The organism is Paenibacillus sp. FSL H3-0457 (assembly GCF_037981725.1).
In the GTDB taxonomy this organism is placed as follows: domain Bacteria; phylum Bacillota; class Bacilli; order Paenibacillales; family Paenibacillaceae; genus Paenibacillus; species Paenibacillus amylolyticus.
On the sequence record NZ_CP150283.1, the window covers coordinates 6,622,648 to 6,648,701 of the forward strand.

Sequence of the window (26,054 nt, forward strand, 5' to 3'; positions counted from 1 at the left end):
AAGTACATGAAGTCCACCAAAGGAACTCCATGTACCTATATGACAAATAAATGGGTTATGTGCCTTGTCCATTGAAGAACACATCAATCGTGCTTGGTGCGCCGATTAGGCTGGAGCGGTAGGAAAGACGCGTGTATTTGAGAAAACGCTGCGGTACCAATACATCGACTGACCCGGACAAAATGCCCGTTACCGTCGTTACATCCGTGTACCAGTTCGTTCCGTTGGCGCTGATCTCAACAAGAGCATCTACCCGGTTTACACCCGGCCCCCGGTTATATACAAAGAAAGAATACGTGCCAAATACACTGGTCGTAACCGCCGGGAGCGCTGTGAAGGTGTTGGCGGTCGGGGTGCTTATGAGTTGGGACTCCTGGAAACTCTTCTGTGAAATCGACGTCACACTGCTAAGTGTTCCCGCTGTAATTGTAGCACCCAGCACACTGGTAATCGTTCCGTTCAACAAATTTGTCAGGGTTCCTGCGGTGATCGTTGCCCCGAGTACACTCGTAATCGTACCGTTCAGCAGGTTCGTCAATGTACCAGCAGTTACGGTTGCGCCAAGTACGCTTGTAATGGTTCCGTTCAATAAGTTCGTCAGGGTTCCGGCTGTAATCGTTGCTCCCAGTACACTCGTAATCGTACCATTCAGCAAATTGGTCAACGTACCCGCTGTTACCGTTGCACCGAGTACACTGGTGATCGTACCTGCGGTAATCGTTGCTCCGAGTATACCTGTGATGGTACCCGCCGTGATGGTCGCTCCAAGCACGCTAGTGATCGTTCCGGCGGTAATCGTCGCTCCCAATACACTTGTGATCGTACCATTCAGCAAGTTCGTCAACGTTCCTGCGGTCACCGTGGCTCCGAGCACACTCGTAATCGTTCCCGCCGTAATCGTTGCTCCCAATACACTCGTAATCGTACCATTCAGCAAGTTTGTCAGCGTTCCTGCGGTCACCGTGGCTCCGAGCACACTCGTGATCGTTCCGGCTGTGATCGTTGCTCCCAATACACTTGTAATCGTACCATTCAGCAAGTTCGTCAACGTTCCTGCGGTCACCGTGGCTCCAAGCACACTCGTGATTGTACCGTTCAACAAGTTTGTCAGTGTTCCTGCTGTTACGGTTGCCCCGAGTACACTTGTAATCGTTCCCGCCGTGATCGTTGCTCCTAATACACTTGTGATCGTACCATTCAGCAAATTCGTCAATGTACCTGCTGTTACTGTGGCTCCAAGCACACTGTTGATCGTACCTGCCGTGATCGTCGCTCCAAGTACACTCGTGATCGTTCCGTTCAGAATGTTGGTAATGGTTCCGGCGTTAATTGTAACCGTGGTCAGACCTGAGATGTTACTGATCGTTCCGTCCAAAATAATACCAACCACGTTCCCGCTCGTATCCGTTCTGACGGGCTGGGCTGTGCCTGTACTATCCTGGCCAAAAATCAACGTTCTCAGATTATCCGGATTCGTATTAAACGTTGTAAAGTTAGGCATGTGTCTCGTCCTCCTCCCTGGTCAAATCTGTGAGATCATACTCCCTTACGGCATACGCTGTGCCTGAAAGTAAACATCGAGCCGGGTCGGCTGATCCGGTTCAACGGATCGAATTGCAAGCCGGGTATAGTGCAAAAATCGCAATGGTACCAGCGCTTTGGTCTGGCCTCCCGCGACCACCTCCTGGCTGTCCACAGCATAATCCACGGCATTTGGGCTGATCTGGATCTGTACAAGAGCCGGATGTTTGCCCCGATTCACAACGCCATAGGTATACATGCTGAGTGATGAGGTGTCTTGTGCCGGGAGTGAATCCATGCTGCTACTGGTTTCGGCTCCGACATACGTATGCTCTGTAAAACAATGAATAGCACCAGGGAGTTTCGTGCGTGAGGAAGCACCCTGCTTGAACCGGGGACGAGTAATCCGGGAACAAGGGGGTTTCAGCAATTTAGCGCGGCAGGAATGACGGGAGCTGCGGCGACTGACATATTTAGTTGGTTGCTTCAATCTCTTCTTGCTTTGCTTTGCTGTTCGACTCATCTCGATTTCCCCTTAAAAAATGTGCTTACGCATCGTATGCCCGGATTGGATATACGGGCACGGCAACCGCCGTTATTTCCAGATATACGGCTCAGTCCCCAATCCATTTGCTTCTTTTCACATACACTGCAAGTACAATGAAATGCGAATCAAGAGGCACCCTTCGTAATCATAAGCGGACTTTTTGAACAACCTCTATAAGTTAATCTGGTCTATGGGAGGTGGATGAGATGACCAACTATAATGTATTCAACCAATCTAATCGTCCCCTGTTTACTCAACTGACCAATACCTTCTCAGCCCCGGGCATTGAAGCGTCACCAGACAGCGGTGCAGCTGCTGCAGGCAGTTTTTTTGCCCTGACGACCAACAATACCTTAATTCCTTCCAACCAGAGTCTTCTTCTACAGATCCTGAATGCGGTAAGCGGGCCGAACAATACGTATATCCAGCCTCACAGGAGGCACAACAGCGGCAGCTACTCTTGTTATCTATTCAGGAGGAACCGTGACTGCTGGTAGCACACCCGTGCCCGTCAATACGTTACTTGGAAATACCAATACCAGTGTAGTTACCACAAGACAAAATACAGGTACCCTGGGGGGAACCTTCACGAGCATCGCAAGTATTCCGCTCACCGCAGGAATGTATTCACTGGATCTGAATGGCTCTATTATTGTTCCACCGGGACAAACATTATCCATTAGCGTAGGCACGGGGAATCAGACCGCAGCCATTAATCTATTCTGGTGGGAATTCTGAGTTTGATCCTGATAAAAGGAGGTGCACACTGTGCCAAATAATAATGTATTCAACCCGTTAAGCCAGCCCGTCTATACGTCCAACACCAACACGTATATTTCTCCCGGCATTGTTGCACCTCCGGAGAATAATGCTGGCAGTACAGGCAATCTGTACAATGCAGGTTCCACCAACTCCACAACACTGGGGTTGCTGGGAGGAACGGTGATCGCCACCGTACAATTGGCCAATCCAGCAGGGAGTGGGAAAACCCTATACGTATCACGACTCTCCGGCGGAATCACGGTATCACTCAATCTGTTATCTTCCTTCAGTGGTTCCATGAGTCTGAGCGCTAATGGAACACTGACATCGCCTACCACACTCACGCCAGTAAACAGCAATCTTTCCAGCAGCAATACCAGCGTAGCCACGGTACGCTTCTCTGCTGCTACACCTTCAGGAGCGACCCATTGATGGCTATGCCCCTTCAAGCAGGGCCGTTTCTGTCCAATGAATTTGGCCGTTACGTGGTTCCTCCGGGTCAAGCGATTAACCTCTCTGTCAGCGGATCACTTTCGGTTGGTGGGCTGATGGCCTCCACTGCTTATTTTGCTTGGTGGGAAGTGTGATTCGTTCAACGATGTATAACAATGCAACGTGCAAACAGCCGCCTTCGGATGAGTACCGAAAGCGGCTGTTCTTTATATTGTAGATGCAATGATGATAAAAAATGTTGTCCGATTCCCGCACCCACGAACAAGTGTTCCCTCGTCTTAACCCAGCACGACACGATCATCTGCCATTTTTTTGCCGCTAATCCGTTCGAATTCACCAAGCAACTCAGGGACAGTCAACGTACGCTTGCGCTCTTCGCTGACATCCAGAATTATTCGGCCTTTGTCCATCATGATCAGACGGTTACCCAGACGAATGGCCTGCTCCATATTGTGCGTCACCATCAATGTAGTAAGTCTCATCTCACGCACAAGTGTCTCCGTTAGTTCCGTTATCAGTTCGGCACGTGATGGGTCAAGGGCTGCCGTATGCTCATCCAATAGCAAAATTTGCGGCTGGGTAAACGTAGCCATTAACAGGCTAAGTGCCTGGCGCTCCCCGCCAGACAAGAGACCCACTTTTGCATTCGGACGCTTCTCCAGTCCAATTCCCAGCTTCTCCAGTTGCGTGTTAAAAATCTCCCGTCTGGCACGGGTAACTCCGAAGCCTAGTCCGCGTCCTTTGCCACGTTTGTATGCCATCGCCATGTTTTCTTCAATGGACATATGTGGTGCTGTTCCTGCCATCGGGTCCTGAAATACCCTGCCAATCCAGCTGCTACGTTTATGCTCCGGCAGGTTTTTAATGGAGCGGTCATTGATCAGCACATCGCCCATATCCGGCTTCATCACACCCGAAATGATGTTCATCAGCGTGGATTTACCCGCTCCGTTACTGCCAATCACCGTCACAAAGTCTCCCGGATTCATCGTCAGATTCACACCAACCAGCGCGGTCTTCTCATCCGTTGTACCTGGGTTAAACAGCTTGGTTACTTGCGTAATCTCCAGCATGATCACATACCTCCCTTCGCCTGTTGACCCCCGGATCGCATCAACTCTTCCGTTCGTTTGCGAGCCAGACTACGCTGCTTCATGGAGCGCTGCATCGTTGGGAATACAAGGGCAATAATGACGATCACCGCGGTGATCAACTTCAGATCAGATGTATCAAACCATTCCACTTGAAGCGCAAGCGCGACCACAATCCGATAAATGATTGAACCAACGATCGCTGCAAGTGTAGCCCAGAATACCGTTCTTGCTCCAAGAATGGCTTCACCGATAATGACGGAAGCCAGTCCAATAACGATCATACCGATGCCCATCGTGATGTCTGCAAAACCTGATTGCTGTGCAATGAATGCACCAGATAGTGCAACCAATCCATTGGATAAGCTGACACCTACAATGGTAGTCACATCCGTATTTGCACCAAAGCTGCGAATCATACGTTTGTTATCACCTGTCGCGCGGAGTGCCAGTCCAACATCTGTTTTCATGAACAGATCGAGCATGATTTTAAACACCAGCACCACGATGATAATTAACACCATGACATGCTCACCTGAGAATGGATTATCCATGCCCATAATGGATTTATTCGGTGCGCCAAGAATACGCATATTAATGGAGTAGAGCGCGATCATCATCAAAATCCCGGATAATAATCCGTTGATTTTGCCTTTGGTATGAAGCAGACCTGTACAAGCCCCAGCCACCATGCCGCCAGCCATTGCCGCCAAACAGGCAAGCCAAGGAGAGAAGTCATTGGAGATCATAACCGCCGCGATTGCGCCTCCTGTTGTAAAACTTCCGTCTACGGTAAGGTCAGGAAAATCGAGTATGCGGAACGTAATATATACACCAAGTGCCATCAGTGCATATAAAAGCCCCAGCTCGATCGCCCCTTCAATTGAATTCCAGCTTATACTCACACTACTTCCTCCCTGTCTATCGAAAAGAATGAGGCGAACCCGTTGCACGTCCGCCTCGCATCCATACTGCCGGATTACACTCCGGTCAGATTATTGAATCAATCTCATAACTCATTAAATTTATGAATTGATTCTATTGAATAATGTTGTTTTCCTGGTCTTTTACTTCCGCTTTCATCTCATCCGTAACCGTGATACCTTGGGCTTCAGCCGCTTTCAGGTTCAGGATCAGATCCAGTTTGTCCGGAACGGTGACTTTCATATCACCAGGATTCGTACCATTTTTCAGAATGTCCGCGGCCATCTCACCAACCTGATATCCATGGTCATAATATTTGAAGCCAACGGTTGCGAAAGCTCCTTTTTCAACGGTATCCCGATCACTGGAGAAGAACGGAATTTTATTACTGTTTGCCGTTTGGATGATCGTATCCACCGCACTCACGACAGAATTATCAAGTGTAATGTAGAAGGCATCTACTTTGCCAACGAGGGAATCCGTAGCCTGTTTTACTTCAGATGTATTCGTAACTGGTGCTTTCACCAGCTTGATATTATGTGTTGCGAGCGCTTTTTCAGCGTTATCTGCCATAACCACCGCATTTGGTTCACCTTCGTTAATGACCAAGCCCACCGTTTTCACATCCGGCAGATTTTTAGCGATAAAGTCAGCCAATTGTACGATAGCCTCCGGATTCGTGTCGGATGCACCTGTAACATTGCCGCCCGGCTTATCCATATCGGTCACCAGTTTGGCACCCAACGGGTCTGTTACCGCTGCGAACAACAATGGCTTGTCCTTCACTTGTTGAGCCAGCGCCAGCGCAGATGGTGTTGCGATTCCGAGTACGAGATCATTTTTGGAATCACCCGAGATTTTCTGTGCAATGGACAGGTTGTTCGTCGAATCACCCTGCGCGTTATTGTAATCGATTTTGAGGTTCTTGTTTTCTTCAATGCCCGCATCCTTCAGGGCTGCGATGAAACCTTCGCGTGTAGCATCCAGGGATGGATGTTCAACAATCTGCGAGATGGCAATCTGATATGATTTTTCCTCACTGCCTCCACCTGTTGTAGTCCCCGATCCTTCGGATTCCGAGCCTGTACCGCTGTTATTTCCGCAACCTGCTGCAACGATCATTGAAGCAACCATCATCAGTGACATCCAAATTTTCTTTTTCATGTGTGAGAACCCCTCTCCATCTTATAAAATGTGGTTACCCTTATCGAGATTCCATTGACACGATAGGGCGGGACAAAAAAACGCTTCAACGCATTGTTGCTTTGATCGACAAAAGCAGACAAATATAGACTTTTCTCATGCGACTGAAGTCCATGACCCGTGTTGGTGTTTTATTGTTCCCCTAATATTAAGGGGCGTCCCGATATCCGTCAATGGTTGAACCGCTTCCAATTTACTTTCATCGTATGGTTGTGATAGAAAACATTACATAAAGAAAAAAGCAACCCGCAAGTTATGCGAATGGCTCGTCAAGAAGCTAGTAATGGGCTTAGCGCTTCACGTTGACCAGCTGCACCAAGCCAACGTATTAGCGCCAAACAATAAAATTGCCCTTTCTCCAATGCTAGCTATGATGAACGTAACCGCAAAAAATAGCCCTCCATATTGCTGCACATCGTAGGTTAAAATGGACAGTAAGAAGACCACCATTTCAGAGCTACACAGCAAAGGAGAGCTATCCCTATGAAGTCTACCACAAAATTCATTGGTTTAGATGTATCCAAAGAAAAATTTCTGTCGCTATTGCTGACGAGGGTAAAGACAAGCCGCGGTATTACGGTACCATTGCTCATGCGCCTGCTGCCTTACGCAAACTCATCAAAGAGTTGGGTCCGGCAAGCTCCCTCTCGTTTTGTTATGAGGCTATCCTACAGGATACGAAACCTACCGCTGGATCGAATCCATGGGGGCCCATTGTGTCGTCATTGCCCCTTCACTCATCCCCAAACGCTCCGGCGATCACGTGAAAACCGATCGACGGGATGCCGAGCAACTGGCACGTCTGTTCCGTGCAGGCGAGCTTACGCCGATTTACGTTCCAGCACGTGAAGATGAGGCGCTTCGTGAATTGGTTCGGGCACGCGAATCGGCAAAAGAAGATGCTCACCGGGCTCGTCAACGCGTGCTCAAATTTTTATTGCGTCACCAGATCCATCCGCCTGAACAAATCAAACGTCGCTGGACGAAAAAATATCGCGTATGGCTTGGACAACTGACCTTCCCGAATGCGCCTATGCAGATTGCGTTTACGGAGTACCTTCATGCCATGGACGAGATCGAGCAACGCATCGGTCGACTGGAAAAAGCCTTGATTGAAGAGGCAGCGACCAGTTCCAAAGCCGATTTGATTCAGATTTTACAGTCTCTGCGTGGCATTGGATTTCTCACGGCCGTCACGCTTGCTGCGGAGATCGGTTCCTTTGCCCGGTTCCGTTCTCCTGCTCAGCTCATGGCTTACTTGGGCCTGGTTCCGCGTGAGCATTCGTCTGGAGTCCGTACCCAACGAGGCTCGCTCACCAAAGCGGGAAATGGACGATTGCGTCGCACCTTGATTGAATCGGCATGGAGTTACCGCCATCGGCCTGCGATTAAAGGGGACTTGGCCCGCCGTTTGGAAGGTCTGCCTGCGGACATACAGCTCATTTCATGGAAAGCCCAGGAACGGCTGCACCGAAAATTCCGCCGTTTAGTTTATGGATTAAACAAACACAAAAATGTCGCGGTCACCGCGGTGGCCAGGGAACTGACCGGGTTCATTTGGGCGGTCGCCCGAACGTTGGAGCTACCGAACGCTCAGTAATCTGTTATTCATCTTGAAGAGACGGATGGTTTAAAAGGAAAAGGGGAAAACTCCGGAGCCTTAGGCCCGGGAGTTCATGGAAGGTTCAGGAGAGAATGTACGAGGTTCGTTTGCACTAGGCTTTTAATGGGCTGAACGTGCGTGGCTAGCTTGTAAAAGCTCTCCTTGACGAAGGCATACCATGTGGTAACCAACCCACGGATAGCAGCGTGCCAACCGTCGCTCGCATATGGACTCCCGCGCTTAGGGCTTCGGGGAAAAGCAGCTTTTTGTGATGGACTTGACAAAAACGTTCATAGCAACGAACCCGAGACATCTTATTGGGGGAATAATCACGATATGCAAATCCTAACGAACCTCACACTCGTTATTCATTCTAATATTAGAATGAATAACGAGAATCGGCCAAATTAAGCAAAATAGCGCCTTTACGATTCGTTAAATTTTGAAAAGATCTTTGGAGAGGAAAATAACGTCTACAGGGTTCGTTAGAGAAATTTCTTTCATACAGTTTCACGTAACGCAGGATATAAAAAAGAGATGGCCTCGACGAAACTCGATACCATCTCTTCTTCTTTACACTTTGAATATCTTTTATTATCTTTTTTTCAAACTCTCACCAATTAATTCCCCGACGCTTCGCGAATCTCATACTTGCACCTTTTGCCGCCATCGGCGTAACATTCGGTACGCTCCACCTCAGCTTGAAGTAGCGAGCGGAACAGTTCCAGTTCACAGCGGCAAGCCTGCTTGTAGACACTTGCGACTTGCACAATCGGGCAGTTCATTTCCGTAATGACGTAAGTTCCATCGTCTTCTCTGGACGCATCCGCCATATATCCGTTGGCATTCTGGATTCGCGCCAGTTCCTCCACCCGTCCGGCCAGATCCTGGCCCTCCATCTGTGGCAATCCGCTACGAAGCAGCTTGTCCCGGCGACTCTCGAACAATGCATCTACCACACCGCTCCCGGCTGAGTCAGACAATTCTTCAAGCAATTCCAGCGTAAGGGACGAATATGATTTTGGAAAAAAGCTATCCCCGCGTACCGTCAGTTGGTACACCGAGGACGGACGTCCGGCCGTAGCCCGGGCCTCCCGAACCTCGATCCAGCCGTCCTGCTCCAGTGCCGTCAGATGACGGCGAATGGCCATGCCGGTCAGACCCAGATCAGCTGTCATTTCCCTCGCGGTCAATGTACCTTGCTGCTTCAGCATGAACAAAATCCGTTCACGCGTCGTTCGTTCTTCTTCGCGCTTCACGATCAGCACCTGCTCTCCTGCTTATGCGTGTACCGGTGCTGCCTCCCGGCAGGCATCCGAGCAAAAGCGGTTATGCGTCTCTTCGCAATCCTCACAGCTTACGTGCTGCAGGTTGCAGGTTGGACAATTAATATATCGGTCATGTGTCGTTCCACAGTGATAACAGCTAGCAATGACAATATCCTCTTCTGTCCGGTTAATCGGTACAGAGATGCGCTCGTCAAACACGTAACACTTGCCATCGAACAGATGGCCTTGTACTTCCGGATCTTTACCGTACGTGACAATACCGCCGTCCAATTGAGCCACATCCTGGAATCCTTCATTGATCATGAACCCGGTCAGCTTCTCGCAGCGAATGCCGCCAGTACAGTAGGTAATAATCGTTTTGTCTTTCATGTCACCCAGGTTCTCCCGAATCCACTCCGGAAACTCACGGAACGACTCCACATCTGGACGGATGGCCCCGCGGAAATGACCAATTTCGTATTCATAATCATTGCGACCATCGATAACGATAACGTCATCACGTTGTAGATGTTCATGGAACTCTTTCGGCGAAAGGCGTTTGCCGCTAGTCACATTTGGGTCAAGTTCATCTTCCACACGGAAGGTTACCAGCTCTGCTTTGTGACGAACAAAGATTTTTTTGAACGCATGCTCCTCGACATCATCAATCTTGAACACCATGTCGCTGAACAGCGGATTAGCCAGCATATCTTTCATGTACTGTTCCGTCTGTTCTGGCGTTCCGGATACCGTACCGTTAATGCCTTCGGATGCGATCAGAATACGGCCTTTCACACCCAGGTCCTTACAGTATTGCAGATGCTCTTGTGTAAACGTCTCGGGGTCTTCAATCTTCACGAACTTATAATATAAAAGCACGCGGTACGCGCTGTTACACATGTATATCACCTGTTCCTATTCCATGTTGTTATTAGCCGGATCATCCGGCAAGACGACTACGTTGCACCCTTACTTCTAAAAAAGAAAATAAACAGCCGCCCGAAACATCGTCTCGAACTGCTGCCTGACATTCGACTTTTATTCCTGCATTCTAGTTTATCGGAAGCGGAACAGCTTAGTCAATATAAATGTATAGAAAGGCATGAAAGATATGGAACATATCTGTCCGCAACATTCACCCTATTCCGAGATCGTAATGACCGAGGTTACAAAGTGATACGATTCATTCTCCAATACCGCCTGCGATAACAGAATTTTATTTCCTTTCGGGCTCCAGGCGAGTGGGTCAGAAGCGTTGTCCATATCAGCCGAGATCTGGAACTGTTCTGCCGACTCCGTGTTGGAGACAAATAGCCCTTTCTCATTATCATTCTCAGAATTGATGGTATATGCAATCTTGGAATCATCACCCGACCAGCTTGTGCCGAAAATCTGTGTGCCTCTGGCAAGCGTGGCCTTCTCATTGCCTTCCAGATCGGTGAGCACCAGCGCCCGTTTGGTATCCGCTGTTTTTTTCACAATCGCAAGCCTTGTTCCATCATTAGATGGGATGACCCACTCCACACTTTTCAGCACCTGTTTTACGTCACCCGTCTTCGCATCGTATGCATTCAACTGGCCGTCCTCGCCCGTAATATAATAGAGCATATCGCCTGACACCTTGATACTCCGTACATTGAAATTACCTGTTTCCACCAGTATCTTTGTTGTACCGTCCACACTTGCCGAGATCAGATCACCCTTCATATTAGGGAAAACGACATGTTCATTATCCAGCCATGCGCCCTCTTGGATAAATCCATCCTCCTTACCAGCAGGGGTTGTCTCCCCGTTATGCAGGTTCAGGAAGTAGCCTTTGCCCGTATTTTCCTCCGGCTCGCGGTAGAACAGGTACTGACCATCCGGTGATACCAGCGGTGCACCCAGACTGGCTTCACTTTCTTTGAGCGGCGTGTCTGTACCTTTCGTCAGATCATACATATATAAGTTATGCGGGTATCTTTCCTGACCTTCAACCGTGACGGGTATCAAGGACTTGTTCTCTTTGTCGGATACAATCCAATCATCACTTAGCCATGCGATCCCGCGCATATTCGGCAATTTATCAATTTTCTCCAGCTTGAAGCTCTGGTACACGGACGTGTTGGTATTATCTTTTACCGTAATATCCGTGCCCGTTTTCCCGCCTTGTGCGTTGCCCCCCGGCTCCGTTGTTCCCCCGCATGCCGCTGTCGTTAACAGGGCAATGGCTCCGAACGTGCCCATAGCTGCTTGTTTCCAATTCATGATGGTCCCCCCTGGTTTCTCTTGCTATAGACCAAGCATACACATCGCATACTTCCAAAGTTATTCAGACTTGTTTCGAACTTGTAAACTTGAATCAGCCAAAGGGAACATGAGCTGGAACGTCACACCTTCCCCATCTTCTGGATCACTCAACAGCAGGGTGATTGTACCGCCCTGTTTTTCAACAAACTGCTTCACGAGAGATAGCCCCAGTCCGGTTCCTCCGGTTTTTCTGGCTCTGTCTTTGTTCACGGTGTAAAAGGGTTCAAAAATCTTCTCCTGTGCCTCTGCCGGAATCGGCGTACCCGAGTTGTAGATGCGAATGACCGCTTGACGCTCCTGCATCCGCAGTTCATTCTTCACCCGGATCACACCATCCGGAACGTTATATTTAATGGCATTATCCAGCATATTGATGAAAATATGCATAAGACTCTCCCGATCGCTGCGGATCACCGCCGGTTCAAGATCCAGTTCCATGTTCAGCCCAAATTTCTCGGCTTTCCCCCGCATCCGGCCACAGGCATCCTTCAGTAGAGCGCTGACCTCTACATCTTCGGCCTGGTTCTCGAAGTCATACTTCTCCAGAGCAGATAAATGTAAGACTTTCTCGACCATCTCGTACAGCCGCTCCGTTTCTTTGCCAATGTTACTTGTGGCATCATCAAGCAGTTGCGGATCATCCTTATACATGTCGAGCAGCTCCACATAAGCTTTGATCGATGTCAGCGGTGTCTTGAACTCATGGCTGATGTTACCGATATATTGTTTCTGTTGCTGTTCCAGCGCCTGAAGTTTCTCAATCGCCAGTTGCAGCTTCTGCTGCTCCGCATGCATGGCTGTGATATTTTGTTGAATGGATGTACTCATATAATAAATGCCCTGCCCCAGCTCCCCCAACTCATCCTTGCGCTTTAAAGGAGACTCCGTAATGTAGTGCCCTTCGCGAATGGAATCTGCGGACTTTTTCAGCCGGGTAATCGCAACGGCAAACCGATTGTAGAACAAATAACCTAATATGAAGCTCAGCGCAACAACGGTAATTCCTGCCCATATGAACAATTGAAGGATGCGAGTATAGAATTCATGGTAGCTTTGGACCGGATATTGCATCCATACAGCCCCCATCTGTCCATCCGGACCGTCCAGTGGTGCGGCATAGAGCAAGGTATCCCCTTGTTCATGATAGGCAATTTTATTTTGCAGTGCATAGTTGAGCGTATCCTGAACAATCGCACTCTCCCCGGAACTGATCGATGAGCCAACTTGCTGGCCTTTCATATCATAGAGCGCTATCGGCAATCCGGTAGAGTTGGCCAGTTCCTGTGCAAGCCTACGGCCGTTTTGTTGTAAAAAGACTTCCTGTTCAAGATGAACGGACTCCGTGTAGTAGGACTGTCGCACATTCAGATTCACCAGCCGTGTCTGCTGTGATAAAATACCTTCAATCTGTGACTGCTGATTGCGTTCAATACCGCGCAGGACCAATGAACTAAGCACCACCACGGTAAGGATAAGCAAGGCTGCCAGAAAAACACTGAATTTCAGCTTGATGCTGACTCTCATATGGCCCCGCCTGTTTCAGGTGCAGATGCTTTGTAGCCAATCCCGTATACGGTCTGTAATTTTTGCTGATCCGTATCTCCAATTTTTTTACGCAAACGCTGGATGTGAATGTCTACGGTTCGTGTACCACCCGCATATTCCATGCCCCACACTCGATCCAGCAGATCGTCTCGTGTGTACACACGTTCAGGATTGGACATGAGAATGGTCAGCAGATCAAACTCTTTTGGTGTCAGATCCAGCTTCTCCTCATTCACGGTCACTGTGCGGTGAGCAACATGAATACGCAGTGTGCCATTCACGATGGCCTGATTCTTCGAATCGTCAGGTGGTGGACTGCTTTTCTCGACACGGCGCATGAGCGCTTTCACCCTTGCGAGCAGTTCACGGATCTCGAATGGTTTGGTCATGTAATCATCGGCGCCCATTTCCAGGCCAACGATTTTGTCCACGATATCATTTTTGACGGTCAGCAAAATAATGCCGATATCCTCGCGGTCCTCCAGCCTGCGGCATACGCCATATCCATCAAGCCTGGGCATCATCACGTCCAGAATCATGACCTGTGGGTGAAACGATGCGACCTTAACCAAGGCCTCTTCGCCGTCACTCGCAGTATCTACTTCATATCCTTCGCGCCGCAGCGCGTAAGCAATGGCACTGACGATACTTGATTCGTCATCTACCACGAGCACTTTTTTATTCATGGGATTCATCCTCTACGTTACACGAGATAACTTCAAATGCAGTACCGTCTTCTGATCGCTGTTATCCCCAGATGTCTTTAATCCCCTTCTTCCAAAGGGGAAATCCGGTGATAAAGGGCGTAGCATATGCTTCCGAAGTAGCTTTCTGACAGAAAGCTTTGAACTTCGTTTCTTCAGACTGGTTCTGCACTCTTCGTTTTCGTGTAAATATTCAGTTCTTTTTTATTTATGTTAGCAAGGTCTTTGCGATTTAGCTATGGATGAGTTTGCAATTTGTATGAGAAGCTTTCATCCTCTCAGCTTGGACTTGGCTCTACTTTCTTTATACCCCAATGACGACAAAAAGAGCCAACCCGTAATTGGATCAGCCCTTAATCTATAGATTCCCGTTTCATGTTACTGTTTAGGCAATAACTTCTTAATTTCATCTTCGGAGAGTCCTGATGCTTTAACTATAGCAGAAAGATCTACACCAAGTGTAAGTAATTCACGGGCCATTTCTCTCTTGCCTTCCAACTTACCCTTGGCTGCACCTTCAGCTCGTGCGCCTTCAATCATTGATTTTTCGTCACTCAATGCTTTCATCCGAGCATCGTAGGCCATTCTGGTGGACGCATCCTGACTCAGAAATTCCAGCGTATCCATCGCCTTTTTCAACATCGGTTCATTCATGGCCAGCACCTCCCAGTTTGATGTATCTATCCCCTTCAGGAATAATAACCAATTCACGAGTCCGCCTTTTTCCATCGGAACAGAATACTCATCCAATTTGGTTAGTTCCATCACATGTATTTCGATATCATCCGTCAAACCAATACCTGTATGATCTTCTCGTAAATGAAAAACATTGTGATATCGCTCATTATCCAGACAGGAGTAGTTGAGTATATTAATAGTCACGCATTTTTTGAGTAGACTATAGTTTTCACCCTTTTTTATCTGATGAAAGTACATCTCACTCCAATAAAACAACGTCCTTTTCTCCATGTTATACGGGTTAAACAGCTGCATTTCAATGTTAATTAGTTTGCCTTCTAACGTCTTTGCTTTAATATCCAGAATGGATTGTTTATCCTCTGGACTATCCTTATCTGTATACGTGTTAACCACAGTGATCTCCGTAAGAGGAGATTCGCCGGTCTCTATAAACGTGCTGTTCAGAAAAGCTAACAAAACATCTTTGTTTTGCTCACTTCCAAAAATGCGTTTGAACACAAAATCTACTCGTGGATCGAGTAATTCCGTCACTCAGCATCAGCTCCATTCTCACCAGCATTATATCATAATTCCCATATAGCCTCAGCTTGATAATGGATCTGCACTTAAATTGCATCTACTCCTCAAATGACAGATTGAGCGGCTCGTCCGACATCTCGTACTCTGTCTCCGTATGTGTCAGCGGTGTGTTCGGATCAACCTCCTCGAAGCGGAAGCTGTCGACCCACACTTTTCCTCTACCGTTCAAAATAACCCCGAATGAAATGACCGCGCTACCCTCCGGTACATCAAGCACAATACTATACTGATTCCATGGCTGCGTACCCGTAATTGGCCGATCATGCATGTTATCAAATTGAAGTACATCATGCACGTTATTATCCACACGCATCCATAATCCGCAGAACGCATCCACATGCTCGGTCTTCACAAATCCCGATAACTTCATCCGCTTGCCCACATACTTGTCCGCTCTGAACTGTTGCATCATTGTTGCGAACTCGTTAGGCTCCATCGGCGTAACGGCCTTCAAATATCCTGAAGCTTTCCCCTGATGCACTTCAGCAGGATCAATACCCATCTCATAATTCTGCGGGTGACTTCCGGTTAACATCCAACCTGTAATTGTTGACGTCTGATTCATCTGTAATTCTCCTCCTCTGGTTCTTCCTTCGAATAATTTCAGATCAAACAATTTGCGAAAACGTCCTGGTGGCATGCCATATAATTTGCGGAATGCGCGGGTGAAGGCTTCCTGACTCTCAAAACCACATGCCAGGGCGATGTCCAAAATGCCCGCATCCGTCGATCGGAGGGTGGTGGACGCCAGACTCATCCGACGGTTTCGGATATAATCCACCACGGTCATGCCCACCTCATTACGGAAAATTCGATGGTAGTGATACGGCGACAACAACGCCTCGGATGCTACTTCTTCCAGCCCAATCTGCTCATGCAGATGAGTCTCAATATAGAACAAACTTTGCTGAATCATTGCACGGTAACGGCTCAACTGAGGTAAAGCCCCCTTCCATATCCTTACTATACGTGAAGGATGTCATCGCCGTTTTGATCATTTTTGCTATCTTTATTTCTGTTTACCTCTGCCGGAGATGCAAAAAGAGCCAATCACGGATTGAATCCTTTCCGTAATTGACTCTTCTGGGAAACTGCTGCCCTGTGGCTACTGTAGAGCCACTTCATTGATCTACAGCAGGTTCATTTAACTATTTGCTTTGTTTATCCGTACAACACTTCGTCAGACAGCCGGTACCGGCTGTGCACCAACCTCTTCATCATCATGCTCCACCAGTTCATGTTTCTCCCAAGCTCTACTCTTCCAGCGGAAGTACATAATGACCGCGCGGGTCCACTCATCCGCCGCAATGGCAAGCCACACACCAGCGAGCCCCAGATGAAGCTTGAATATGAGCAGGTATCCCAGAGGCAGACTCATGCAGACCATAGAGATCAGACCCATGTATACCGGGAACTTTGCATCCCCTGCCGCACGCAGGGAACCAATGATCACAATATTGCAGGTACGCCCGGTTTCGAGCAAAAGACTGAGTAGAATCACTTGAGCCCCCAGCTTGATAATTTCCGGATTATCCGTAAAGATGCTCATCAGCGGTACACGGAAAAAAATGATGATTACATCAATGATAACCGTGGCCAGAAGTGCCCATTTTACACTGTCAAAAACACGTTTGTACGCATCGTCTTTGCGCCGCGCACCGACAAGCCGACCTACAATGATCGATGTCCCCATACCAATCGCCATGCTGAACAAGTAGATATAGCTGGAGATATTACCCGCATACTGCTTGGTTGCCATAGCTTCTGCGCCCAGATAGGTCACATACAGCGTGAACACGAGCTGGCAGGAATGATATACCATCGATTCCATCGCAGACGGAATGCCAATCCGCAGAATTTTGCCAATGAATTTCTTGGACAACTTAATGTAGTATTCAAAATCCACCCGCACCTCGCTCACACGATACAACAACCAGAAGAAGATCAGCAGGCAGATAAACCGGCTTCCCACCGTGGAGATCGCTGCCCCTTCCACCCCAAGCTTCGGCAGGCCGAAGTTTCCAAAGATCAATGCATAGTTACCAACAACGTGAATCACGTTCATGAATACAGCAACATACATCGTTTCTTTGGTGTAACCATGTGTACGAATCGTCGCAGCCAGCGCATTAATGAGCGCCTGAAGGAAGATACCGCCACCGACTATATTTATATACGAACGGGCAAAATCATAAATTTCGCCTTGAATGTTCAGGAGTGATAACAAATGTCCTCCGAACAGAAGGAAGATTCCGCTCAGGACCAGACCTACGATAAGATTCAGTGTGATCGCATTACCCGTAACTTGTGCTGCTTCACTTAACTTTTTGGATCCGATATATTGTGCGACTACAATCGCAGCACCATGTCCAATGACTTCCAATACAAGGATAGCGATAGAAATAATCTGATTGGCTGCTCCAACGCCGGAGACCGCATTATCGGATACCGAGCTGAGCATGAGCGTATCCACGCTCCCCATCAACATAAATAAGAAGAGTTCCAAGAAAATAGGCCATGTAAGTCGAATCAGATTCAGATCCTTGGCATCAGAACGAAGGGACTCTTTGGTTGAGGATATTGCTGTCATTTTCTCACCTTTCCCATGTGGGCTTTAATTCTTAGGGTATGTTAGCACAGGTGGTTTGAAAATGCAGTAGTTTTGCGAAAATAGTTGAAAGTTTTTTGTAATTCCATAAATAGGTATTTTCAGTGCTTTCATCAAGCTCCGCTTCCGTACGCCTGCAAGAGGTTTTAGAAGACAAAAAAGGTCCTTCCCAACTCGCTTTTGAGCAAGTAATGGAAGGACCTTAAACCCTCAGCCTTTTAACCTTTAACAGAACCCGCAGCAATTCCCTCCACGATTCGGTTACTCAAGATAAGAAAAGCAATCAGGATTGGCATAATACTAATCATCAGCGTTGCACCAATGGCTCCCCAATCCGTTGTGTATTGACCAATAAAGTTCTGTACCCCAACAGTCAGGGTTTTGTACGAATCTGTACTGATGAACGTATTAACAAAGATGAATTCATTCCAGTTATAGATCATGTTAATGATCGCCGTTGTGGAAATGACCGAAGACGTCATCGGCAGCACAATCCGAAAGAAAATCCGATGCACGGAGCAACCATCCATCACTGCGGCTTCTTCCACTTCTCGGGGAAGCGCGTAGTAGAATCCGAGTAAAATCATAATAGTAATTGGCATATTAAAGGCAATATAAGACAAGATGACTGACAAAGGATGATCGGTGAGATGTAGCTTCAGGAACAAGCTGAACAACGGAATCAATGTGGAGTGCACAGGGATCATCAGACCCACCATGAACAGCCCCAGCACCAGCGAACGACCCTTCCAGCGCATACGTGTAATGGCAAAGGTCACCAGACTGGCAAACAGCACGGTGACCACCACCGAGACCACCGTAATCCATACACTGTTGAAGAAGTACAAGCTGATATTTCCCTCTGTCCATACCTTGACATAGTTTTCCCAACGCGGAGTGGCAGGAAGGGAAAAAGGCGCCATGTCGAATACTTCCTGATTATTTTTAAGCGAGAACAACAGTAGCCATACCAAAGGTAAAATTTGCAGCAAAGCTACCAGGGACAAGAGGAAATACAGCAGAATATAGCCAAATCTCCTTAACCATGCCGAACCTCGGCTTGTCCCCGGGTAAGTTGGCAATCTAACGGCCGTATCCGTCTTCACCGGGATGGACCTCCTTTCATTTCACTAGGGCGTGTCTGGAAACTCCGAAGGTGGCAGATTTTGCCGAATTTTCGTTCCAAGCAAGGAAATTTTCCGCAGGCGTGCCGGGGCACGTCAAGGGAAAGTGACGCAGCAGGGGGCGAAAAGGCGGTAAAAGATGCACTTCAGCGAGTTTTCAGACACGAACTAGCGTCAGGAATACTGGATCGTATCTTTGGATGCTGTCGCTTTTCGAAGCAGCCAGGTAACAAGCAGACAGATCAAGAGCAGGAAGAACCCTACAGCACTGCCGTAACCAAAGTCGAAGCTACGGAACGCCTGACGATACATATAGGAGGCCATCACTTCGCTGGAACCATTCGGTCCGCCATCGGTCATCACGTAGATGAGATCAAAATACTTGAGTGAGCCTACCACAGCCAGTACCACAGTCACCTTGATGACTTCTGTAATAAGGGGCAGCTTGATTCGAAAAGCGATCTGCCAAGGGCTTGCTCCATCAATCCGGGCTGCTTCCACCAGAGATTCCGGAATATTTTTGAGGGCCGCATAATAGATCAAAATATAGAAGCCTGCATACTGCCATAGAATCGGCACGAACAGTGCATACAACACCAGGGATGGCTCCGCCAGCCAGGCTGGCGGATTGCTGAAGCCGATCGCTTCCAGAAAGGTGTTTAGCACACCATTGCTGGGATGATAGATCTTCAGCCATAACTGGGCGATCGCGACCGAAGACAGCAGCATCGGGATCAAATATATTTTACGGAACAGATTGGCACCCTTGATCTTGCCTGACAGCACCAAAGCAATCATCAGATAACCGATCAGACTCAGCGCAGAGAACAAAGCAAGTAAAAAGGTATGATTCGCACTCTGCCAGAATGTTCCGTCTTGAAGAAGTCTGGCGTAATTATCCAATCCAATAAAGGTCATTGCACCGATCCCGTCCCATTGCATCAACCCATAATACCCGGTGAGCACGATCGGGATGTAAACCAAGACCAGCAGCAGAAGCAGTGCAGGAAGCACGTACAACGCAGCAACGAGACGGTTGGACATGACTTTGTCCATCACATTATCCTCCCTTCAAGCGTTCAAGCACGTGTACGTCAATTGCCTTTATCAATTGCAGCCTGATGATTCTTCACAAAATCCTCTGGTGTCACCGCTTTGCCAAACAATGCTTGAATCATGTCCAGATGTGCCTGAGCGGCTGCCGGTTTCATCTGTACATCTGCAAAGAGTGTAAGGCTGCTGGCCTGGTTCAATTCGTTCAGCAGGTCAATATAGAGCTGTGGCAACTGTACTGCCGCCGTATCCACTTTGGTAGCCGGGATGACGCCTGCTTCAGTTACCGAACTTTCACCCCATTTTTCCACAAAGTATTGCACAAACTTCTGCGCTTCTTCCTTCACTTTGGAGTTCTGGGCCACGAACAACCCTACACCTGGACCACCTACCCAGCTATTAATATCGCTCTTGCCATCTTCCATTGTTGGGAATTTGAAAAATCCAATCTTGTCTTTGAATTCCTGCGGGATGTCCGGGTTAGTCGTGAAGTTTGGCAGTTCCCAGGTACCCATCAGATACATAGCAGCTTTTTCGTTCATGAATTCGGATTTGCCCTCATCGTTAGACAACCCGTTAAAGCCTTTGTTGAAAGCATTCATATCCACCAGTTTTTGTACCTCGGCAGCAGCTTGAGTCAGCGCAGGGTCGTCAAACTTGCCAGAGCCATTGATGGCCTTTTCCAGTGCATCTCCACCTAACCGATTCGCCAGATACATATACCAGAGTGAGCCGGTCCAGCGGTCTTTATTGCCCAGTGCGATCGGCACCTCACCGTTCTCTGTCAGTGTCTTCAGCACACTCAGGAATTCATCGTACGTTGCTGGCGGCTGCAAGTTATATTTCGCAAAAATGGCTTTGTTATAATAAATGGGGGAGATATTCAACTCGATTGGTAGCGCATATGTTTTGCCGTCTATGGCATAAGCTTCTGTTGTACCGGCTATGAATTTCTCGCCCAGCGAGTCGCTCAGCAGATCATCGACCGGTGCGAACAGGTTCCCCTTTACATAAGGCTCCAGAAATCCAGCAGCCCAAGTTACACCCACATCGGGAAGTTCATTGGATGCCGACAGAATTTTCAATTTGTTCTTATATTGTTCATTCTCCAGCACTTCCTGCTTAATGGTTACATTCGGATGATCCGTTTGATACTGCTTGATGATATCGTTGACCAGTTTGTTTTGCTGTGCGGAACTGCCTGCTGGCCAGAGGTGCATAAATTTGAGGGTTACTTTCCCATCTGTGCCGTTGTTGCCTGTTTCACCCTCTTCATCCGAACTTGAACTGTTACATCCGGATAAAATTACGGCGAGAACCAGCGTCCATGACAGAAGAATGGCCATCGTCTTTTTGCTCATTATTCCAACCCCCTTGGTTTTATCGGTTAATGTAACCGCTTTAACCAAATTGTAGCACGCGCCTATCACACCTATAAGACCAGAACAATTTGGAAAAACTCCACTTTTTTGAGGTTATTTGTTACTTCGTTCAGATAGGGAATGCCGATATTTGCTTGGACTTAGCCCCTCAAGGCTTTTAAATACTGTGATAAAATACTTATCCGTCTGATAACCCACCTGTTCGGCAATTTCCGAGATTGGCATCGTTGTCTGTACAAGCAACTCCTTCGCGCGCTGAATGCGTTTGCGGGTAAGGTATTCACTAAAATTGATGCCGATCTGTTCCTTAAACAATACGCTGAAGTAACTGGAGTTGAGATGGAGTAGATCAGCGATTTCACGCATGGTCACATGTTCACCCAGATGAGCATCCACATAGGTCAAAGCTTCACTTATCTGGCTATTGAGCCTCTGTTCCCCTCGCTCCTTAACATCCAGCAACTTGGGGTCAACCATTTCCTGCATCGTTTGAATACGTCGCTGTTGTTCGCTGAACTTTAGGGCTTTTTCGACGGTCTGCAGCAATTGTTCCTTATCAATTGGTTTCAACATATACTCCACAACACCCAGCTTAATGGCCTGTTGGGCGTACTGAAAATCGGCATGTCCCGACATAATCAGGACAACAGGCTTGTTCGAAAAATGTTGAATGGCTTCAATCAGAGACAAGCCAGAGAATTCCGGCATGCGAACATCCGTTATTAACAGATCTGCTGGCTTTTTCTTGAGCCATTCCACAGCCTCGACACCACTTTCTGCAGTCTGAATGTGATTTCGTCCTGCCGACCATCCTTCCAGTGTTTTGCGAATACCCTCTCTTGTACGCGGCTCATCATCCACGATAAGAATCGTTTTGTCATGAATCATATGCACCCTCCGTTCCCATGGGAATCTCAAAACAAATGACAGTTCCTTCCCCAACCTTACTTGTTATGGAAAGCTTGCAACGTTCGCCAAGTTGGCTGCCAAAGTAAAGCTTCAGTCGCCGATGTACGTTGATTAGACCTACACCTGTACCCTTGTTAGATACAGCGGGCCCGCCATGTAAAGCATGAATGACAGATTGAAGCCGTAATTCATCCATACCGGGACCATCATCCCGGACCTCAATGCAAACCAGATTTTTCTCTGTCGAAGCATCCACATGGATGCTTATCTTTCCCGGTCCCAGTTTACTTTCAATCCCATGGAGAATCGCATTTTCCACCAAGGGCTGTATAAGAAGTTTCGGTATTGCGACCTTACGTACCGCATCACTCAGCTGAATCTCCCATTGCATTCTCTCTCCCAACCGCATCTGCATAATTTGAAGATAACGCTCCGCGTGTTCCAGCTCGTCGGCAATCGTAACCCATTCATCCTGCTGCGAACTGGAGATGATGTAGCGAAATAATCGGGACATCGCCACAACCATACGTGCCATCTCCTCGTCTCCCTTCTCCTCAAGGGACCAATAGAACGCTTCCAGTGTGTTGAATAGAAAATGGGGATTAATCTGAGATTGCAACGCCTTCAGCTCAGCCCGGGACTGCATGACTTCCTTCTCATGAACCACACGGGTCAATTCATTCTGCCTGTAGACCATCTGGTTATATACGTTGTTAAGTTCATTGATTTCCATCGTAGAGCTAACCATTAGATTAGGTCTCATTGCTCCCGGCTCTGCACTGCGCATGGCCCGCATCAGCCGTATGAGTGGACGTGTAATCATTGTGGACAGGAAGAAGGACATGATAAGAAACAGAACAACACCAATCATTCCCGAGACGAGCAACGCTGTTCTCAGGATGGATACACCTTCCGTTGTCTCCCGCAACGGGGTCAGGACAGCAAGTGTCCATCCCGTTAACTCCGATTTTTGCCGGACGACGATATAGGATTCCTCCCCGTTCTGCACGACTGATCCGCTGTCCAATATGGCTTTGGGATCGAGATTGATCTCCAGATCGGAAGCCACCACTTCGCCTGCCCCATCCAAGAGCATGATAGAGTCCTGCGAACCATCTGTCCCATTCGAATCATTGAGTTGAAAAAAACTGCGCTGCATCCGCACCACCACATAACCTCCATGTTCGAAAGAATGATCCAGCAGGTTAATCCGCCGAATAGCCAGAAGCACACCCGGATCTTCAGGGTCAGCGCCTGCCCATACCAGTCTGCCTTTTCCTTCATCCGCCAGGTTGATCCAGTTGCGCTCCACTCTGAGATCGAGGGATCGGTCATCCATCGGAAAGATGCGGTTATAACCCGTAGTGTATATCTCCATACTCTGCGCGCCATTGATGAAAGACTGATAACTGCCTGCAATCTGCAAGAGAGCTTGGCGCTGATTAAAGGTCGCCGGGTTGCCTTGTTTCTCATCGCTGAGCAGACGCTGCACGTATGAATCATCCGCCACCTGGGCGGTCAGCGAATTCACTTGTGCAATAATTGCATCCAATCTTCCACTGGCCTGGACGGCGGTTTGGTGAATATGTTTCTCCGCATTGCTTTTCAGCAGGGCAGCTACCCGATCATAGGCCGATATGCCTGCGAGCAGCAGAACAACAAGCATCACCATCACGAAACCAATGAAGATCTGATTGCGAAGTGAGTTAAAATGTCCTTTTTTCCCGTGCAACTTCCCCATTCTCCTCTCTTTTTGGCATGTAAAAGAACCCACCACCTTACGCCCGTGCTCTTGAAGACTGGGTACAAACGATGCCGGATTTATCTACGTATTCAGTTCTTCTCGTTAAAGCGCTTGCAGAAATGAACCTTACTCTTCTTCTCTCTTAGTCTTTGTTTACCGATTAAACTAACGACTAAAAAATAGCATAGTTTTACAGGTTAATCAATCCTCCCAGGAGTTCCCAAACGTTAAATGACAAGGATCAAAAAAAAGAGAGGGGACTCTTACAGTCCACCTCTCTTTACTCATCTTCCCTTTACATATGTCCATTCCTTTTACATCTATCTTTTTCTTCCCTACACAACTTCAATTATTTCACGGACCCTTGGGTAACCCCGTTGATAATCCATTTCTGTGCAAACAGGTAGATGATAATCATCGGCAGTAACGCGAGCAAGTAGGATGCAAACGCAAGGTTAAACTCGGTATTAAACTGTCCTTGGAATACATACTGTACCAGCGGCAACGTGTATTGTCCCGGATCACTGATAATAATGAGTGGCAGCAAGAAGTCGTTGTACGTGGACAGGCAAGTCAGAATACCAACCGTGGCACTGATGGGTGCCATGAGCGGGAAAATAATTTTCCAGAATGTGCCCCAGGTTGTCGCCCCATCCACAAACGCCGCTTCCTCAAGCGCTACCGGAATGGACCGGATGTAGCCAACGTATACAAATACGTTAAATGCCAGTCCATAGACCGTGTGCAGCAGGATCAGACCTACCAGATTTGTCATCTCCAGCGATGCGGTCAGCTTAACAATCGGCAGCATGATGATTGGGAACGGAATGAACATCGCGCTGACGAAGTAATAATATAGTCCTTTGAAAAACTTTCGTTTCTCCATATTCCGCGCAATCGCATAGGCTACCATAGAGTTACTGAGCAACGTCAAAAGTACGGTGGATGCGGTAACGATTGCACTGTTACGGAACGATTGGAAGAAGTTTGTCATGTCGATGGCCCTCGCGAAATTCTCCCAGTGAAGTGTCGTCGGAATGGCAAAGACCGATTGGGCCATCTGTTCCGGATTTTTCAAAGCAATCGTAACGGTCATATATAATGGGAACAGGATAAACAGGGTACCCAGCACAACGAGCAGCATAACAGGCCAATTGATTCGTGTACGGCTTCTCATTACAGATCCATCTCCCTTCTTTGCAGGAACCGGATTTGCAGAATTGAAATCACCGCAATAACGATGAAGTAAATAACCGAGTTCGCAGATTGATATGCATATTCGCCGCCTTCAAATCCACCGGTGTAGATCAGATGAGAGATGGACTGCGTCGCCCGTCCGGGACCACCGTTCGTCAAGGCTACGATTTGGTCGAAGACCATAAGTGAATTTTTCATCGCCAGCACCATATTAATGGTGAAGAATGGGGCAATAAGCGGGAAAGTAATACTCCAGAATTCACGCCATTTGCCTGCGCCGTCGAGGTTGGATGCCTCGTACAGTGTCGTTGGTATCGTTTGCAGACCAGCCAAATACAGAATCGTATTCAGGGCCACGGATTGCCATACTGCAACAATGACGATACCAATCCAAGCCAGACTCTCGCTGCCGAGAATGTTGGTGGATAGCGCATTGATGCCCAGGTTTTGTCCCCAGATCGGGAATACGTTGGAGAACAGGTAGTTAAATATGTAACCTACGATCAGTACACTCAGAATATTGGGCAGGAAGTAGATGCCTCGGAAAAAGTTACGGAACTTGATCTTGGCATTCAGCCCGAGTGCAATGAGCAGGCTCAGGATATTGGTCAGGATCGTCACCACGATCGCGAACTTGAACGTAAACCAGTAGGCGTTGCCTACATTGTCATCCTGGAACAAGTTGAAATAGTTTTTGAAGCCAACAAAATCATACTCTTTCCCGAATCCGTTATAATTCGTAAATGAATAATAGATGCCCTGGAGGGCCGGCAGCGTCATAAATACAAAGAACAATACTACCGCCGGAACCGTCATCCAGTAATAGGGTGCGATACGCTTGTTCATACT

Annotated in this window: 25 protein-coding genes; 5 read left to right on the forward strand and 20 right to left on the reverse strand. The window is 47.9% G+C overall.

Going from position 1 to position 26,054, the window contains the following annotated elements:
• Positions 1-55: 55 nt before the first annotated feature.
• A complete protein-coding gene (locus MHH25_RS29115) occupies positions 56-1,501 on the reverse strand; it encodes a DUF6385 domain-containing protein (protein WP_338707274.1) in 1,446 nt (481 codons plus the stop codon).
• 45 nt (positions 1,502-1,546) lie between these two features.
• The gene (locus tag MHH25_RS29120) at positions 1,547-2,044 is read right to left on the reverse strand and encodes a DUF6385 domain-containing protein (protein WP_340018714.1); all 498 of its coding nucleotides are present in this window, start codon (positions 2,042-2,044) and stop codon (positions 1,547-1,549) included.
• A 230-nt stretch (positions 2,045-2,274) separates the two neighbouring features.
• Between MHH25_RS29120 and MHH25_RS29125 the strand changes: the two genes are divergently transcribed.
• Genes MHH25_RS29125 through MHH25_RS29140 form a run of 4 tightly spaced genes read left to right on the forward strand, consistent with a single transcriptional unit; the run spans position 2,275 to position 3,417 of the window.
• The gene (locus MHH25_RS29125) at positions 2,275-2,565 is read left to right on the forward strand and encodes a hypothetical protein (RefSeq protein ID WP_340018715.1); all 291 of its coding nucleotides are present in this window, start codon (positions 2,275-2,277) and stop codon (positions 2,563-2,565) included.
• Positions 2,552-2,806: a hypothetical protein gene (locus MHH25_RS29130; protein WP_340018716.1), complete on the forward strand. Its 255-nt coding sequence runs from the start codon at positions 2,552-2,554 to the stop codon at positions 2,804-2,806. The genes MHH25_RS29125 and MHH25_RS29130 overlap by 14 nt, the downstream gene beginning before the upstream one ends.
• 30 nt (positions 2,807-2,836) lie before the next feature.
• Positions 2,837-3,262, forward strand: coding sequence for a hypothetical protein (locus MHH25_RS29135; protein ID WP_340018717.1), 426 nt, complete (start codon positions 2,837-2,839; stop codon positions 3,260-3,262).
• Positions 3,262-3,417 (forward strand): hypothetical protein, encoded by a 156-nt coding sequence (locus MHH25_RS29140; protein ID WP_340018718.1) that lies wholly within the window; start codon positions 3,262-3,264, stop codon positions 3,415-3,417. Before MHH25_RS29135 ends, MHH25_RS29140 begins: the two co-directional genes overlap by 1 nt.
• Before the next feature lie 144 nt (positions 3,418-3,561).
• Here MHH25_RS29140 and MHH25_RS29145 read toward each other — a convergent pair whose 3' ends face one another.
• From MHH25_RS29145 to MHH25_RS29155, 3 genes are all read right to left on the reverse strand, one after another.
• Positions 3,562-4,356 carry an ATP-binding cassette domain-containing protein gene (locus tag MHH25_RS29145; protein ID WP_036606660.1) on the reverse strand — a complete coding sequence of 265 codons (795 nt, stop codon included), beginning with the start codon at positions 4,354-4,356 and terminating at the stop codon, positions 3,562-3,564.
• Positions 4,357-4,358: 2 nt separating this feature from the next.
• Positions 4,359-5,279, reverse strand: coding sequence for an ABC transporter permease (locus MHH25_RS29150; protein ID WP_036606658.1), 921 nt, complete (start codon positions 5,277-5,279; stop codon positions 4,359-4,361).
• Between the two features lie 133 nt (positions 5,280-5,412).
• Positions 5,413-6,462 (reverse strand): ABC transporter substrate-binding protein, encoded by a 1,050-nt coding sequence (locus tag MHH25_RS29155; protein ID WP_340018719.1) that lies wholly within the window; start codon positions 6,460-6,462, stop codon positions 5,413-5,415.
• 742 nt (positions 6,463-7,204) lie between these two features.
• Here MHH25_RS29155 and MHH25_RS29160 point away from each other — a divergent pair.
• A complete protein-coding gene (locus tag MHH25_RS29160) occupies positions 7,205-8,101 on the forward strand; it encodes an IS110 family transposase (RefSeq protein ID WP_340018721.1) in 897 nt (298 codons plus the stop codon).
• A gap of 623 nt (positions 8,102-8,724) precedes the next feature.
• Here the strand turns inward: MHH25_RS29160 and MHH25_RS29165 are convergent.
• The 15 genes from MHH25_RS29165 to MHH25_RS29235 all read right to left on the reverse strand — a co-directional run bounded on the left by MHH25_RS29165 (position 8,725) and on the right by MHH25_RS29235 (position 26,051).
• Positions 8,725-9,372 (reverse strand): winged helix-turn-helix transcriptional regulator, encoded by a 648-nt coding sequence (locus tag MHH25_RS29165; RefSeq protein WP_081745846.1) that lies wholly within the window; start codon positions 9,370-9,372, stop codon positions 8,725-8,727.
• A gap of 12 nt (positions 9,373-9,384) precedes the next feature.
• Positions 9,385-10,272 (reverse strand): rhodanese-related sulfurtransferase, encoded by an 888-nt coding sequence (locus MHH25_RS29170; protein WP_036606654.1) that lies wholly within the window; start codon positions 10,270-10,272, stop codon positions 9,385-9,387.
• 240 nt (positions 10,273-10,512) lie between these two features.
• Complete coding sequence (locus tag MHH25_RS29175) at positions 10,513-11,619, reverse strand: hypothetical protein (RefSeq protein ID WP_340018722.1); 1,107 nt, start codon at positions 11,617-11,619, stop codon at positions 10,513-10,515.
• A 60-nt stretch (positions 11,620-11,679) separates the two neighbouring features.
• Positions 11,680-13,185: a HAMP domain-containing sensor histidine kinase gene (locus MHH25_RS29180; protein WP_340018723.1), complete on the reverse strand. Its 1,506-nt coding sequence runs from the start codon at positions 13,183-13,185 to the stop codon at positions 11,680-11,682.
• A complete protein-coding gene (locus MHH25_RS29185) occupies positions 13,182-13,892 on the reverse strand; it encodes a response regulator transcription factor (RefSeq protein WP_036671592.1) in 711 nt (236 codons plus the stop codon). Before MHH25_RS29185 ends, MHH25_RS29180 begins: the two co-directional genes overlap by 4 nt.
• Positions 13,893-14,288: 396 nt before the next feature.
• Entirely contained in the window at positions 14,289-15,140 is an 852-nt protein-coding gene (locus tag MHH25_RS29190; RefSeq protein ID WP_047840846.1) for an Rpn family recombination-promoting nuclease/putative transposase, read from the reverse strand.
• An 85-nt stretch (positions 15,141-15,225) separates the two neighbouring features.
• Positions 15,226-16,122 (reverse strand): AraC family transcriptional regulator, encoded by an 897-nt coding sequence (locus tag MHH25_RS29195; protein ID WP_340018724.1) that lies wholly within the window; start codon positions 16,120-16,122, stop codon positions 15,226-15,228.
• 246 nt (positions 16,123-16,368) lie between these two features.
• Positions 16,369-17,778 (reverse strand): MATE family efflux transporter, encoded by a 1,410-nt coding sequence (locus tag MHH25_RS29200; protein WP_340018725.1) that lies wholly within the window; start codon positions 17,776-17,778, stop codon positions 16,369-16,371.
• Positions 17,779-18,014: 236 nt separating this feature from the next.
• Positions 18,015-18,878: a carbohydrate ABC transporter permease gene (locus MHH25_RS29205; protein WP_047841074.1), complete on the reverse strand. Its 864-nt coding sequence runs from the start codon at positions 18,876-18,878 to the stop codon at positions 18,015-18,017.
• A 216-nt stretch (positions 18,879-19,094) separates the two neighbouring features.
• Positions 19,095-19,976, reverse strand: coding sequence for a sugar ABC transporter permease (locus MHH25_RS29210; protein ID WP_036606643.1), 882 nt, complete (start codon positions 19,974-19,976; stop codon positions 19,095-19,097).
• A 38-nt stretch (positions 19,977-20,014) separates the two neighbouring features.
• Positions 20,015-21,334, reverse strand: coding sequence for an extracellular solute-binding protein (locus MHH25_RS29215; protein WP_340018726.1), 1,320 nt, complete (start codon positions 21,332-21,334; stop codon positions 20,015-20,017).
• Between the two features lie 114 nt (positions 21,335-21,448).
• Complete coding sequence (locus MHH25_RS29220; RefSeq protein ID WP_074092689.1) at positions 21,449-22,243, reverse strand: response regulator; 795 nt, start codon at positions 22,241-22,243, stop codon at positions 21,449-21,451.
• The gene (locus MHH25_RS29225; RefSeq protein WP_340018727.1) at positions 22,233-23,996 is read right to left on the reverse strand and encodes a sensor histidine kinase; all 1,764 of its coding nucleotides are present in this window, start codon (positions 23,994-23,996) and stop codon (positions 22,233-22,235) included. Before MHH25_RS29225 ends, MHH25_RS29220 begins: the two co-directional genes overlap by 11 nt.
• A 361-nt stretch (positions 23,997-24,357) precedes the next feature.
• Positions 24,358-25,185, reverse strand: coding sequence for a carbohydrate ABC transporter permease (locus MHH25_RS29230; protein WP_076251848.1), 828 nt, complete (start codon positions 25,183-25,185; stop codon positions 24,358-24,360).
• On the reverse strand, positions 25,185-26,051 hold the full coding sequence (locus tag MHH25_RS29235; RefSeq protein ID WP_036606633.1) for a sugar ABC transporter permease: 867 nt from the start codon (positions 26,049-26,051) through the stop codon (positions 25,185-25,187). Before MHH25_RS29235 ends, MHH25_RS29230 begins: the two co-directional genes overlap by 1 nt.
• Positions 26,052-26,054: the final 3 nt, after the last annotated feature.